The organism is Rothia sp. HMSC076D04, assembly GCF_001814645.1.
GTDB lineage: Bacteria > Actinomycetota > Actinomycetes > Actinomycetales > Micrococcaceae > Rothia > Rothia mucilaginosa.
In genome coordinates, this window is record NZ_KV817369.1 from 60913 (window position 1) to 75082 (window position 14170).

10 protein-coding genes are annotated in these 14170 nt (G+C 57.0%); 2 read left to right on the forward strand and 8 right to left on the reverse strand.

Annotated elements, in window-relative coordinates; all coding sequences use genetic code 11:
- Positions 1-475: 475 nt before the first annotated feature.
- Both HMPREF2980_RS04765 and HMPREF2980_RS04770 read left to right on the forward strand, forming a co-directional pair.
- The gene (locus HMPREF2980_RS04765) at positions 476-2791 is read left to right on the forward strand and encodes an N-6 DNA methylase (protein ID WP_070690428.1); all 2316 of its coding nucleotides are present in this window, start codon (positions 476-478) and stop codon (positions 2789-2791) included.
- A 433-nt stretch (positions 2792-3224) separates the two neighbouring features.
- Positions 3225-3824, forward strand: a complete 600-nt coding sequence (locus tag HMPREF2980_RS04770) for a hypothetical protein (protein WP_070690430.1) — start codon at positions 3225-3227, stop codon at positions 3822-3824.
- Between the two features lie 110 nt (positions 3825-3934).
- Here HMPREF2980_RS04770 and HMPREF2980_RS04775 read toward each other — a convergent pair whose 3' ends face one another.
- From HMPREF2980_RS04775 to HMPREF2980_RS04805, 8 genes are all read right to left on the reverse strand, one after another.
- Entirely contained in the window at positions 3935-4876 is a 942-nt protein-coding gene (locus HMPREF2980_RS04775; protein WP_070690433.1) for an inositol monophosphatase family protein, read from the reverse strand.
- Positions 4877-4957: 81 nt separating this feature from the next.
- Positions 4958-6085 carry a ribosome small subunit-dependent GTPase A gene (gene rsgA / locus HMPREF2980_RS04780; protein WP_070690435.1) on the reverse strand — a complete coding sequence of 376 codons (1128 nt, stop codon included), beginning with the start codon at positions 6083-6085 and terminating at the stop codon, positions 4958-4960.
- Entirely contained in the window at positions 6086-7582 is a 1497-nt protein-coding gene (aroA, locus tag HMPREF2980_RS04785; RefSeq protein ID WP_070690439.1) for a 3-phosphoshikimate 1-carboxyvinyltransferase, read from the reverse strand.
- A gap of 276 nt (positions 7583-7858) precedes the next feature.
- Positions 7859-8173: a mycothiol system anti-sigma-R factor gene (gene rsrA, locus HMPREF2980_RS04790; protein WP_070690442.1), complete on the reverse strand. Its 315-nt coding sequence runs from the start codon at positions 8171-8173 to the stop codon at positions 7859-7861.
- A 90-nt stretch (positions 8174-8263) separates the two neighbouring features.
- Positions 8264-8992: a sigma-70 family RNA polymerase sigma factor gene (locus HMPREF2980_RS04795; RefSeq protein ID WP_070690445.1), complete on the reverse strand. Its 729-nt coding sequence runs from the start codon at positions 8990-8992 to the stop codon at positions 8264-8266.
- Between the two features lie 157 nt (positions 8993-9149).
- Positions 9150-9224 carry a 50S ribosomal protein bL37 gene (locus HMPREF2980_RS09730; protein WP_095343185.1) on the reverse strand — a complete coding sequence of 25 codons (75 nt, stop codon included), beginning with the start codon at positions 9222-9224 and terminating at the stop codon, positions 9150-9152.
- A 230-nt stretch (positions 9225-9454) separates the two neighbouring features.
- The gene (locus tag HMPREF2980_RS04800; RefSeq protein WP_005505446.1) at positions 9455-10054 is read right to left on the reverse strand and encodes a GDSL-type esterase/lipase family protein; all 600 of its coding nucleotides are present in this window, start codon (positions 10052-10054) and stop codon (positions 9455-9457) included.
- A 220-nt stretch (positions 10055-10274) separates the two neighbouring features.
- A complete protein-coding gene (locus tag HMPREF2980_RS04805) occupies positions 10275-13952 on the reverse strand; it encodes a multifunctional oxoglutarate decarboxylase/oxoglutarate dehydrogenase thiamine pyrophosphate-binding subunit/dihydrolipoyllysine-residue succinyltransferase subunit (RefSeq protein WP_070634499.1) in 3678 nt (1225 codons plus the stop codon).
- Positions 13953-14170 lie beyond the last annotated feature (218 nt).

Sequence of the window (14170 nt, forward strand, 5' to 3'; positions counted from 1 at the left end):
TGGGGTGCGGCGGTGATTATCGGTTCCAATCCAGAGGAAGAACCGCGGTAGGTTTCTACCACCCGGCAGGACGCCTCACCGCGTCACCTGCCGGGTATTTTTATGCCCTTTAGTAGCTTGAATTTGAGAGACACATCGATATATATCGTTTGAACATAGCTAAATACAAGTTGGGGAGGTAATTATGCCTCGTGGGTTTCCTACTAAAAAGCATCGTCAGGTGTTTATGATATTTACTTCATGAAGAGGTATCGTAGAGGAAATACTCTTCGAAGAGCGGGATGTTTGCCTGGCGGTTTCTAAGCTGAAACTGAGGTAAATCATCTGGCAGGTAGCCTACCTGCTAATAAGAGTAGGCAAGCCGTACTGCTTTGAGAGCGGAGGAAGGGCTGCTATGAGCAGGTACGGATATTGATTGGTAGACGCTGTAGACCTCGACATAGGGGCTACAGAACACATAGGAGGTGAACAAGTAATGAATCGGTTCAATATCATTGACACGGTTGGTCGTGAGTACCTTACGGAGAATCTCGAGAAAGGTGAATTTAGCTATCCTAAAGCTTTCAAAGAGAAGGGTCTTGAATTTGACCCAATCATGAAGAAGAAGGGGAAAGGCGCTTGGCAGTTTCTTGATATTCGATTTGAGCTGTCAGGAGTTTCCCTGCTCATTGAGACAAAGAACAATGCTGATAAGTGGCCTACTGTCGAAGAGCAAATTGCTGCATATGTCGAATATGAGAAGCGGTTAACTGGTAACAAGATTATTGCGATAGTTGCAAATACTGAGGATGATCGCATTACTGTCTGGAAGTCTGCAGTTGAAGATGACCGAAAACTGGTAAGCGAAGGAGCTATCCGTACGATGCCAGAGTATGTAGAAATGTTTGATGCAAAGCATACAAACAATAAAGAAGAGGTGATGCGCAATACTTATAAGCTCAATGAAAAGCTGCATCGTCACGGTATTAACGAGAGGCTGCGTGCTCAGTTCGTTGGCACTTGTCTCTTGGCTATTAAAAATGGTCTTTCTTATAGTCGCAAACTAAAAACTTCGCAGATTATTAGTGGTATTCGGTCTATTCTTGAGGATCTACTTGAAGGCTCTTTACAAAAAGCTGAAAAGCTATTACTGATTGATGTTCATGTTCTTAAAGATCAAGATATCCGTGACATGAATAATGAAAGCTTTTGTGAAATTCTTGATTTTATTAAAATGGAAATATTTCCGTTTATTAATGATAAAAGTACTGCGGGTCAAGATTTGCTAAATTTGTTCTTTGTTACCTTTAATAAATATGTTGGTAAGTCGGATAAAAATCAGGCCTTCACTCCGGATCATATTACGGACTTTATGTCGACCATTTGTAACGTAAACAAAAACTCAGTTGTTCTTGATATGACGTGTGGTAGCGGTTCATTCCTTGTGCGCTCAATGACGCAGGCTCTTGAAGATTGCCACACAAAAGCTGAAGAAGAGCAGGTTAAGAAGTTCCATATTTATGGCGTTGAGTATGATGAACAGGTATATGGCCTTGCGACAACGAATATGCTTATACACGGTGATGGAAACTCAAATATCGTTCAAGGTAGTTGTTTTGATGAAGTTCCCAAATTTATTAAGGATGGTATTAGTTTTGATGTTGTTCTGATGAACCCTCCGTACAACGCAATGGTAAAGCAGGTTCCCAAGGAGTTCTCTAAAAAATGGGGAAACGCTAAACAGGACCCATCTAAGGGGCTCTACTTTGTCAAATTTATTCTTGAGCAAATGAACGAAAATAATATGCGGGGTAAATTGGCAGTTCTGCTTCCCATGGCATGCGCTATTGGAAATAGTTCACTGATGAAGCAGATGAAGAACGAAATTCTAAAGAATAATACGTTGGATGCTGTTTTTTCGCTTCCTGATGATATCTTCTACCCTGGTGCAAGTGCATGTGCCTGTTGTATGGTTTTTGATATTGGAACTCCGCATGCTTCTGCCAAGCGGGAGACTTTCTTTGCATACTGTAAGGACGACGGGTTTAAAAAGCGTAAAAATCTTGGTCGTGTTGAACAGGTGGATGAAAACGGTGACAGCTTGTGGGTAGCATTTCGCGAAAAATGGATTAATACGTATAAGAATCGCGATATTATTCCTGGTTTTAGCGCAAGACATATGGTTACGGGTAATGATGAATGGCTGTGTGAGGCATACATGGAGACTGACTACACAGCCCTGACTGACGCAGACTTTCAGCAGACTGTTAATGATTATCTCGCCTATTTAGTAAAGATGGGAAATAAAAGGCTTGGTGTTTCGATAGATTCTAATAATTGGAAATGGTTTCAGCTTGGTGGTGAATCTGGTTTATTTGATATACGTAAAGGAAAGCGATTGACAGCAGAAGATCAGACAGAGGGATTTACTCCATATATTGGGGCTATAGATTCAAATAACGGCGTCTCGAATCTTATTGGTCAAAGCCCTCTGCATGAAGGAAATACTATTTCTCTGAGCTATAACGGGTCAGTAGGAGAAGCGTTTTATCAGCCTCTGCCTTATTGGGCAACGGATGATGTAAACGTATTGTACCTTCGTCCTGAATACGGGAAGCTTAACCCAGCTGTGGGGCTATTTATATGTTCTGTGCTCAGAAATGAGAAATATAGGTACTCTTATGGCCGTAAGTGGACGCTTGATAATATGAAACGGACAATGATTAAACTCCCTGCAACCTTTGAAGGTGTCCCAGATTGGGTCCAGATGGAGGAGTATATAAAATCAATGCCTTACGGTGATAGGCTATAAGGATAGATTGGTCTATCTCTTTTGAGATAGACCAATCCGTCGTTACATGACTTGTACTTGTTATTTCCTATATATTCTTAGGTTTCTACCACCCGGCAGGACGCCCCACGGCGTCACCTGCCGGGTATTTTTATGCCCAATTGGTCGGGTCTGTATTGTCGGTCTGTTCTGGGGTGTACCGGCGTGCCCGAGGGTGCTCAGGTGACCGCATTGTAATGAGAACGCCATCAGAGAAGGCGAAAACGCACCCTATGGCGTAGTATCGAAGGGTAGATATCGTTGTTCGGCGTTGATTGTTCATTCAAGCTCACCGGCAACATTCGAGAGCAACCACAGAGCCACCAAACGAGCCACAGAATAGCCGGTCATAGGGACGCCACCGCTACGACGCGGTAGCTACACAGTCGCTATGACGACCACTCAAGGACACACCATGGAAAACCAGATTCCCGCCCCCTCCTTCCCGGAGCAGAACAACGCAAACTCCCCGCAGCCGGTACCTGCAGGCGTCGCACCCGGCGCTCCCATCGGCGCGGCACCCGCCGGCCCCGCCCTGGGCGTGGCACCCGCTAACGTGCGCGACCGCGACGACAGCTACCAGCGCATCCCGGACGTCTACCGGGTACCTGCTGAATACCGCCGCCCCTACGGTGAGACCACCGGCGACTTCCGCGGCCCCGGCTACTTCTACTCCATCGGCGCGTTCGGTGCCTCCCTGGGTGCCCTGGCGCTGACCCTCTACGCGTGGGTTCAGGTCGCGGCACTCCACTCTGAAGCAATGCTCAACTCCCGCGGTTACAGCTCCTCTGCGTATAGCTCCGGTCTGAGCCCCAACATCATGGTGATTGCTCTGCTGCTCGTGGGTCTGATTCCGGTCGGTGTTTCGATTTGGCTTGCCATATACTCGGCGAAGGTGAACGCCGGTCACGTCACCAAGTACACCTCGAAGATGACGACCTTCAACATTCTGGCGTACATCATTTCGGGTCTGAGCCTGCTGGGTCTGCTCGGCACCCTCACGATGCTGTCCTAAAACAGGCAACGCTTGCTCTCATAGCGATAACAGCGAGGCGGCGGCTTTCCACTTACCGGAAAGTCGCCGCCTCGCTATATTGTCACCGTCACCGGGGAGGGGAGTGCAGGCTAGGATTGGGGTGCGAGCGCCTCCAGCACCTGCTGCTGGACCGCCGCCGTATTACTTGCCACCAGGGACACCGGGTGCACACCGGCGACTGAAACGCCTGCGTGCTCGGGCAAATCGCCCTCCAGGGTGGAGGCAACGCCGCCAGCCTCGCGAATAAGCGGCAGTAGCGCCGCCACCTCGTAGAAAGACAGAGATGCGTCCACGACGGTGTCTACGGCACCCTCAGCGAGCATACACGCCGCCCAGAACGAACCGTACGCGCGGGAACGACCCACGCAGCCCAGAAGCTGTACAAGCTCGCCAGAGCGGTCCACAGCACCTTCAGAGGCCGCCTTCCAGGAGGAGAGGTCGGTGTACGCGGCAGACAGCTGATCCAACTGAGTCAGCGAAGACACCTCAAGACGAGTTGCCTGCGCCAAAGACTTACCCGTGTACGCGCCCGAACCGCGAGCAGCCCACCAGCGGCGACCCAGCGCGGGTGCAGATACCACACCCACCACCGGCTCACCCTGATCCAGCAAAGCAATCAGAGTCGCCCACACCGGCACGCCGCGGCGAAAATTATCCTGCTCAGCAATCGGCGCAATCACCCACTGGCGCGCCGCCTGACCGTTATAGCCGGTATGCGCACCGGCAATACCGTCACGAGTACGCACACGCGACAGCTGCGCGCGCAGAAGCTCCTCAACCTCCTGAGCCACACCCGAGGCGTAATCGGCAGGCTCCTGCACCGGCGCCTGCGGCTCCGCGGGCTGCTGAGTAGCCTGCTGCCACGGCGCCAACGGTGCCGCAGCGGGTGCCGCCTCGGCGGGCTCTACCACCTCGGATGCGGGGGAGAAGACCGGGCGGTCACGAAAACGCATGGCGCTCACACGATCGACGCTATCGGCAAGAATATGCGCAAGACGCAAATCGTCGGTGTACTGCTGGGGACGGCTCATAGTAATGCTCTTCTTCAGTATTCGGTGATGTAGTCAGCAAAAATGTGTGTGTAGTGCTGTGTGCAGTGCAGGGGAGAGAACCTAGACGAGAGCGCCCAGTTCCTTCTCCGAATCGCCCTCTTCAGGAGTCAACAGCAGCAGCTTACGCAAGGACTCCAGGCGGGCGGGACCGCTCTCACCGGCATGACCGGAAGCAACGTACGCCTCCAGACCGCACTCGGGAGCCTGCGCCGCGTGAGTACACGCCTTCGGGCAATCCGCCGCACCGGGTGCTAGGTCCACGAACGCCTCCACGACGGTCTCCGGCGGCACATGCGCCAGACCGAAAGAACGAATACCCGGAGTGTCAATAATCCAGGTGCCCGGCTCCATCGGATCGCCATTCGCATTCACCGGACGCAACGCCAACGCCGACGAGGAAGTATGGCGGCCACGGCCCGTCACCGCATTCACATGGCCGGTCGCACGCTCAGAGCCGGTCAGCGCATTCACCAGGGTCGACTTACCCACACCCGAATGGCCCAGAAGCACCGACACCTGACCCAGCAGCTCCTGCAGAAGCTCCTGAACCGGTGCCGACTCCAAACCGGCAGCACCCTCCTGACTCGGCGCCAAACCATCCGAAGACGAAGACAGCACAATCTTCAAACCGCTCGCCGCATAGTAATCCAGCAGGTTCTGCGGGTACCGCACATCGGTCTTCGTAATGCACAGGATCGGCTCAATCCCGGCGTCAAACGCCGCCACCACGGCACGGTCAATGAAGCCGGTGCGCGGCTCCGGGTTCGCCGCAGCAACCACAATCACCAGCTGCTGAGCATTCGCCACGACCACGCGCTCCGACGGGTCGGTGTCATCGGCGCTACGGCGCAGAATCGAGGTGCGCTCGCCCAGACGCACAATGCGTGCCAGGGTATCCTTCGCGCCGGAGGTATCACCCACCAGGTCCACAAAGTCACCGGTCACAATCGCGGTGCGGCGCAGCTCCTTAGCGCGCGCCGCAATGAGGGTACGCTCCTTCTCGGTACCCTCATCCACGACGACCGACCAGCGGCCGCGGTCCACCGTAATGACCCTGCCACGAATCGCTTCTTTGAAGGTCGGGCGGTCCTTCGTGCGGGGGCGGGAGCCCTTCTTGTTTGGGCGCACGCGCACATCCGACTCATCCCATTCGGAGAAATCGCGCACGTTCATGCGGGAAGAACCCATTTAGAAGACCTCCTGGTTGGCGGTAACGTCAGAGGTGGAAGCGCCGGTCTGCCATTGCGCCAGCATGTCCTCCCACATTGCGGTAAATTCGGGCATGGTCTTAGCCACGGTGGCTACGTTCTGCACCACCACATTGGGGCGGCGCAAACCAATAATCGCCGCGAAGGTTGCCACGCGGTGATCGTCGTAGGTACGCGCCAGAACCTGCTCAGCGTCAGTATCAGCGGGGACGGGCGCCTCAATCACCAGCGAATCGGCGGTGTCGTGGGCGGTACCTCCCAGGCGGTTAATCTCAGCGGCGAGCGCTGCAAGGCGGTCCGTCTCATGACCGCGCAGATGCGCAATGCCGGTCAGCTCAACGCGGCCCTTCACGAAAGCGCAGGCAGCCGCCATAGTCGGTGCCAGCTCGCCACCGGCAGACAGATCAAAGGAGAAGTCACCCTCGGGAAGCTGCGCCGGACCGGTCACAGTCAGACGGCCCTCAGCGTAGCGAACCTGCGCACCCAGCGCGGGCAGAAGCTCACGCCACATATCGCCCACCTGCGTCGTACCCGCCGAAGAATCAGCCGCGGGTGCCGGCCAGTGAGGAATAGTCACCGACTCGCCGGTAACCACGGCAGCGGCAAGGAACGGACCGGCATTCGACAGGTCCGGCTCAATGGTCATCTCAAAGCCGGGGAAAGAACCGGGGTGAACCGTCCAACGGTACTCGCCGCCCTCTGCTTCGTTGCCTTGGTTCGGGTAGTGCTCCTGCACCCGAATACCCATCTGGCGTAGCGCCTCCACGGTCATCTGAATGTGCGGGATGGACGGCACCGAAGAGCCCTCGTGCACCAGCACCATGCCCTGCGGCAGGCGAGGCGCCATCAGCAACAGCGCCGAAACGAACTGGGACGACGTCGAAGCATCAATACGAACCACGGGCGCCTCAGAAACACCCTCTACGCTCGCCAGACCGGGGGAGCGCAGCACGAAGGGCAGAGCGTTCTCGCCCTGCTCACAATCCACCTGCACACCCAGCTGACGCAGACCCTCCAGAACCGGACCCATCGGACGCTGACGAGCATGCGGGTCACCGTCAAAAGCGAACTCACCCGGCAACAGCGCGGCCAGAGCGGGCACAAAACGCATCACGGTACCGGCAAGGCCGCACTCAATCGACACAGTGCGCGACTGAGCTTGTGCGGAATGCGCTTCCACAAAGCTCAGGGGAGTGACCTTAACATCCGGACCGAACGGCGAATCGGTCGGCACCAGCTCAATACCCGCACCCAGCTGGCGCAACGCCTCAATCATGAGCGCCGAATCGCGCGAATGTAGCGGCGCACGCAAATACGAGGGGGAATCAGCCAGAGCGGCAAGCAACAGATAACGGTTCGTGAGCGACTTAGAACCCGGAATATGCACCAGCGCGTTCTTGCCAGCGGCTTCACTGGAGGCGGGTGCCAGGGGAGCGGGCCAATCACCGGGGGAAAGCTGCACTGCTGCGTCGCTCATACATCCTCTTCTGGTTCAAATCTTGGGGAGGGCGCAGACTCAGAGACGCTGCGCCGGTTGATGTCTACCCCTATTCTACCGGTTGAGGGTTTGCGAGCCGCTGAGGGCTCCAGTGCTGAGATAGGCACCGCGAACCAGAAAACATGAACCAGACAGCGCGAACTAGACAGTGCGAACTAAAACAATACGCGTGAAGGCGGTGCACCGTTATTGGTGCACCGCCTTCACGCATCATCAGATGTCTATACCCCCAGCGGGGCAACAGCTTGAGGCAGCTTAGAGGTTAGCCTCGGCGCAGAACTTCTGCACATCCTGCAGCAGACGCGCCTTCAGCTGCTCGGGCGCCTGCTGAGCGCACGAAGAACGCATCTTCTCACGAATCATCAGCTCAAAGTCCTTCACATCCGCGCAGTCGGGGCAGGCATCCAGATGCGTCTGAACCGTGCGCAGCTGCTCGGGGCTCAGCTCCCTATCGAGGAATTCGTAGAGGCGCTTGAGAGTCGCCGAGCAGGGCTGGCCGCCGCAATCCTCCAGCGGCTCAGAAGCCGCGGAGGCTTCGGGGACAGAAGAATTCTTGTCTGTGGTTGACATCGGGGTTCCTTTCACACGGAAGGTATAAAGCGTTAGGGGAGTCTAGCCCCAACCTGATGGGGGGGCTAGATTACGTGTAGAAGAGCGAAGCTAAGAATCTGCAGGCGCCTTGGAGCCAGAGCCCGCCGGAGGGGACTTTACGCCTTTGGTAGCCTTAGTGCCCTTGGTAGCCTTTGCCGGCTGCCCCTTAACGCTCGCCTTCGCCGCAACCTTCGCTTCTACCTTTGCGATGGTCGACGGGCGCAGACCGTTCTCACGCGCATAATCAAGCAGCTTCTCACGCAGAATACGGCGGCCACGATGCAGACGAGACATCACCGTGCCCAGAGGGATATCCAGAATCTCCGCAATATCCTTGTACGCGAACCCCTCCACATCGGAGTAGTACACCACCATGCGGAAATCCTCAGACAGCTCGTTCAGAGCCTCACGAACCTCCGTATTCGGCAGGGCACTCAGCGCCTCCGCCTCAGCAGAACGCAGACCCACCGCATCATGCTCACCGGCCTGAGCCAGCTGCCAATCCTCCACCGTCTCACCCTGAGACTGCTGCGGCTCACGCTGACGCTTACGGTACAAATTGATGTACGTATTCGTCAGGATGCGGTACAGCCACGCCTTCAGGTTCGTACCCTCGGTGAACTGGTGGTACGAGGCAAAAGCCTTCATGTAGGTTTCCTGCACCAAGTCTTCAGCATCGGCAGAGTTGCGGCTCATCCGCAGGGCGGCAGCGTAGAGCTGATCCACATACTGCATAGCGTCCGCGGTAAAGCGTTCGCGTAGCTCGCGGGTATCCGCCGCGGTGTTGGTTTCAGCCATGTTTCTCCTCTACAGGAACGCGCCAGGCGTTCACTTCCATAACGTAGAATTCTTCTCTTTATTCCGCAGAATGCGCACAAACATCTGCGGGTAAAGCAAAACCCCGGGTCCGAATAATATCCGAAACGCCGGGGTTTTAAAGTGTATGCAAGATACCTTATGCGTTGGGGCGCTTACCGTGGTTTGCGCCGCCCTTACGACGGTCCTTGCGCTTACGACCGCGCTTGCTCATCAGAGCCTCCTTATAGTGTTCATGGATGCACGCCCCACCTTCGCGGTGCGTGCCCCCTATTACCTGCCCTAGCAGAGGCGGTCACCGAAAACCGGTGGCCCACGCTATAAGGGCAACGCCGTCTATTTTTTCATAGAAACGGCATGATTGCATCTTGGAACCGGGATATGAGCGAAAAAACACGAACTTTCTTCGCATCAGCTCACAACCCCAGCCGGGGGAGCGGGCTCTTAGCCGTGCTCAGGAATGTTCAGCCAGTTGTACCAGCCGCGGTGCAGAACCAGCCACGCCATCAGACCGTAACCGGACTGACCCGGGCGACCGTCATTAGCGGCAAGGTCGTTGCGCCACTGCTCGTGGTGAAGCAGCGGGTTGAACGTATCCACGTACACGTGGTTACGGCGGGTCACCACATCCGCGTATGCCGCCGACAGGTCAGCGATACGGCGGTTACGCTCAGCGTCCAGGGTCGGCGGCGGACCAACAACCAGAACCTTAATGTTGTTCTGCGACGCCATGTCCACAATGTTCGCCAGGTTCAAACGCGAACGAGCGCTGGTCAGACCCAAATCAATGTCAAAGGTCGACGGAGCAATAATGAGGCGGTTATCAGCACCGGGAACGAAGCGGCGGCGCGCCTCCTCGAACCAGCGTGCATTCAGCTGCTCGCTACCTTCATTGGGGGCGGCAAGGTTATATGCCGCAATGGATGCGGTGGTCTGCGGGGTGCGCGCCATAACGCGGCCAAACCAGCCGAGGGTACGGGGGTCGCCAACACCGGCGAGCAGGTCATCGCCGACTGCCACAATTCGAATATTGCGTTGCTCCACGGAATTCTTTCTTCAGCAGGATGCGCCCGCCGTGAGAGGCGGCAAGGCACGTGAGTAATAGTCTTTATATCTAGGATAAGCGCTTACCGGCCTCTTTTCGAACTTAATACCCTATCCGGTAAGTATCCGAGACTAAAAAACCCGTCTGCCCGCCAGAAACATCTGACGGGAAGACGGGTTTTGAAGAGCTAAAACCTTAGCGGTTTAGCAGCAGAAGACCTTAGCCTTCGAAGACCTGCTTGAGCAGAGCCTCAGCCTCAGCTGCGTGCAGCTTACCGGTACCGGCAGCCGGGGAAGCAGCTGCGGGGCGGGAAGCCAGGCGCATACGGCGGTCGAGTAGCGGCTGCAGGTTGAGAGCCATGAACGGCCACTGACCCTGGTTAGCAGGCTCGTCCTGAGCCCACACAACGTCGGTAGCGTTCGAGTACAGAGCCAGCTGCTCCTTGATCTCCTGCTCGGGCAGCGGGTACAGCTGCTCCACCGAGACAATAGCGGTCTTGGTGTCGCCGCGGCGCTCGCGCTCAGCTTCCAGATCGTAGTAGAGACGACCGGATACGAAGACCACACGCTCAACCTGAGCCGGGTTAATACCCGAACGGTCACCAATCACCGGCTGGAACGAACCCTCGGTGAAGTCCTCGATGGAGGACGCAGCAGCCTTCAGACGAAGCAACTGCTTGGGGCTGATCACCACGAGCGGCTTGTACGGACGGTGCTGAGAGTGGCGACGCAGCAGGTGGAAGTGCGAAGCCGGAGTCGAGGGGCATGCAACAGTCATGTTGTTCTCAGCGCACAGCTGCAGGTAACGCTCAACACGAGCCGAGGAGTGGTCAGGACCCTGACCCTCGTAGCCGTGAGGAAGCAGCATAACCAGCGAGGAGCGCTGGCCCCACTTCTGCTCGGAGGAAGACACGAACTCATCAATGATGGTCTGAGCGCCGTTTGCGAAGTCACCGAACTGAGCCTCCCACACCACGAGCGAGTCGGGGCGCTCCACCGAGTAGCCGTACTCGAAGCCGAGAACGCCGTACTCAGAGAGGAAGGAGTTGTAGATACGGAACTTGCCCTGGTCCTCAGAGAGGTGCTCCAGCGGCGACCACTCTTCATCAGTGATGTGGTCGTGCAGAACAGCGTGACGCTGAACAAAGGTACCGCGCTGAACATCCTGACCGCTCATACGAACGTCGGTGCCCTCCATCAGCAGCGAACCGAAGGCGAGCAGTTCACCCATACCCCAGTTCACGTTGCCGGTGCGGCCCATCTCAACACGCTGCTCCATGAGCTTCTTCAGCTTCTTGTGGACGGTGAAGCCCTCGGGCTCCTTACCGAACGCATCAGCGATGTGCTGCAGAGTCTCACGGGAGATTGCAGTCTTTCCGCCGTGAACGACCTCGGTGTTCTGCTGGGATGCGGGCAGTTCCAGACCGGAAACGTGCGCGCCAGCAGGAGCCGGTGCCGAAGACTGAGTCTCGACGAAGATAGCGTCCAGCTTCGAGTGGTAGGAGTCCAGAACTTCGTCTGCCTCTTCCTGAGAGACATCGCCACGACCGACCAGGTCCTGTGCGTACAGGGTGCGGGTCGAGGGCAGGACGTCAATATCCTGGTACATCTTCGGCTGGGTCATCGACGGATCATCGGCCTCGTTGTGACCGCGGCGGCGGTAGCAAATCAGGTCAATGACGACGTCGCGACCGAAACGCTCACGGTACTCGAATGCCAGGCGTGCGGCGCGAACCACTGCGTCCGGGTCATCAGCGTTGACGTGGAAGACCGGAGCCTTGGTCATACGCGCAATGTCGGAGGCGTGGGTTGCAGTGCGGCCGTCGTTCGGCAGGGTGGTGAAGCCAATCTGGTTGTTCACCACAACGTGCACGGTGCCGCCGGTGGTGTACGCCTTCAGGTCAGCCATCTGCAGGGTCTCCATGACGATGCCCTGGCCAGCGAACGCTGCGTCACCGTGAATCAGGATCGGCAGGACCGGGTGACCCTCAACGCCCTGCTCGTTGTAGACGTCCTGCTTAGCGCGGACGATACCCTCGAGCACGGTGTTTGCAGCCTCAAGGTGCGAGGGGTTAGCAGCCACGTACACCTGGGTCTGCTTACCGGAATCGGAGGTGAAGACGCCCTCGGTACCGAGGTGGTACTTCACGTCACCGGAGCCACCCTCGTAGGGTGCTGCGGTGCCGGAGAACTCACGGAAAATCTGAGCGTAGGACTTACCAGCAATGTTGGTCAGCACGTTCAGGCGACCGCGGTGTGCCATACCAATGGCAACGCCCTTCAGGTCGTTGTTAGCGGCCTTGTCCAGCACAGCGTCCAGCAGCGGAATCAGGGACTCGCCGCCCTCCAGGGAGAAGCGCTTCTGACCCAGGTACTTGGTCTGCAGGAAGTTCTCGAATGCCTCAGCCTCAACCAGCTTGGAGAGAACACGCAGCTGCTCTTCGCGGGTGGGCTTAGCAACGCCGCGCTCCAGGCGCTCCTGGAACCATGCGCGAACCTCGGGGTCCTCAGAGTACATGTACTCAACGGACAGGGAGCCGGAGTATGCCTCGTGCAGGCGCTCCAGGATGGTGCGCAGCGGCAGACGCTCGGAACCGCCGAAGCCACCGGTCGGGTAGACGCGGTCCAGATCCCACAGGGTCAGGCCGTAGTTCTCCAGCTTCAGGTCCGGGTGCGAACGCATCTTGTAACCAACGGGGTTGGTTGCTGCGGTCAGGTGGCCGTGCACGCGGTACGCGTGAATCAGCTGCTGAATACGTGCAACCTTAGAGATTTCCTGAGCGTCATCGACGTGGTTGTCGCGTGCCCAACGAACCGGCTCGAAAGGAACCTTCAGGTCGCGGAAGATTGCGTCGTAGAAGTCGTCGCCGCCAAGCAGGTAGTGCTCAACCAGCTTCAGGAACTCACCGGAACCTGCACCCTGAATGACGCGGTGGTCGTAGGTGCTGGTCAGGGTGATGATCTTGGACAGGCCCTGCTGGGTGATGAGCTTCTCGGACAGGCCGCGGAACTCAGCCGGGTACTCCAGCGCACCCACACCGATGATGGCTGCCTGGCCCTTGGAGAGACGGGGCACCGAGTGGACGGTACCAATACCACCGGGGTTGGTCAGCGAAACAGTGGTGCCGCGGAAGTCCTCAATGGTCAGCGCGCCGTTACGGCCACGCTTAACGATGTCGTTGTACGCATCCCAGAACTCGCGGAAGCTCAGCTTCTCAGCACCCTTGAGGTTCGGAACGACCAGGTTACGGGAACCATCGGGGCGGGGCAGGTCAATAGCCAGACCAAAGTTCACGTGTGCGTTGTGGATTGCAACGGGCTTGCCCTTCTCATCCACACCGTAGGTCACGTTCATCGAAGGCATCGCTGCCACTGCGCGAATTACTGCGTAACCAATCAGGTGGGTGAAGGAGACCTTGCCGCCGCGGGTGCTTGCCAGGTACTTGTTGATGGCAGCACGGTTCTCAATGAGCAGCTTTGCGGGGACCGCACGAACGGTGGTTGCGGTGGGGACAGTCAGCGACTCTTCCATGGTCGTGACGACTGCCTTAGCAGGGCCGCGGAGGGGGACAATCTTGTCTTCAGCAGGTTCCACAGGTTCAGCCTTCTTGGTAGCAGCGGGAGGGGTGGGGTTAGCAGGTGCAGCCGCAGGCTTCGGTGCCGCGGGGGCGGGAGTTGCTACAGGTGCGGCAGGTGCAGCCGGTGCGGCGGGTGCCGCAGCAGGAGCTGCACTAGCGGTACCGGCGCCTCCCAGCGCCTTGTCGATGGTCTCAAAAATGGGCCACCATGAAGGGTCCACGAGGTTCTTGTCCTTCTGGTAACGCTCGTACTGTTCTTCAACGAACCATTCGTTACCGGCAAATTCCTCAGGCACCAGATGTTCTGGCAGATTTGGCACGTTAAACGCCTCTTCCAATTAGTGTGAATTTATCCGTCGCGTCCGGGACTCTCCCCGGCATAGACGACCCGCGTCTTCGAGGGGCGAATCATCACGCTGAGCATGTGCGCATCGCCTAAGATGGTGGCCGTATGTGCGGGGTGCGCACCGTACAAACCTGCCTAGCGTGCCGTGAACGTCGGGGTTCATCCGCTTGCATGGCGGCACACTCATGCTCC

Excerpts from the sequence above, each read along its gene's own strand:
- HMPREF2980_RS04765 (WP_070690428.1), top strand. The coding sequence starts at position 476 with ATGAATCGGTTCAATATCATTGACACGGTTGGTCGTGAGTACCTTACG.
- HMPREF2980_RS04770 (WP_070690430.1), top strand. The coding sequence starts at position 3,225 with ATGGAAAACCAGATTCCCGCCCCCTCCTTCCCGGAGCAGAACAACGCA.
- HMPREF2980_RS04775 (WP_070690433.1), bottom strand. The coding sequence starts at position 4,876 with ATGAGCCGTCCCCAGCAGTACACCGACGATTTGCGTCTTGCGCATATT.
- rsgA (WP_070690435.1), bottom strand. The coding sequence starts at position 6,085 with ATGGGTTCTTCCCGCATGAACGTGCGCGATTTCTCCGAATGGGATGAG.
- aroA (WP_070690439.1), bottom strand. The coding sequence starts at position 7,582 with ATGAGCGACGCAGCAGTGCAGCTTTCCCCCGGTGATTGGCCCGCTCCC.
- rsrA (WP_070690442.1), bottom strand. The coding sequence starts at position 8,173 with ATGTCAACCACAGACAAGAATTCTTCTGTCCCCGAAGCCTCCGCGGCT.
- HMPREF2980_RS04795 (WP_070690445.1), bottom strand. The coding sequence starts at position 8,992 with ATGGCTGAAACCAACACCGCGGCGGATACCCGCGAGCTACGCGAACGC.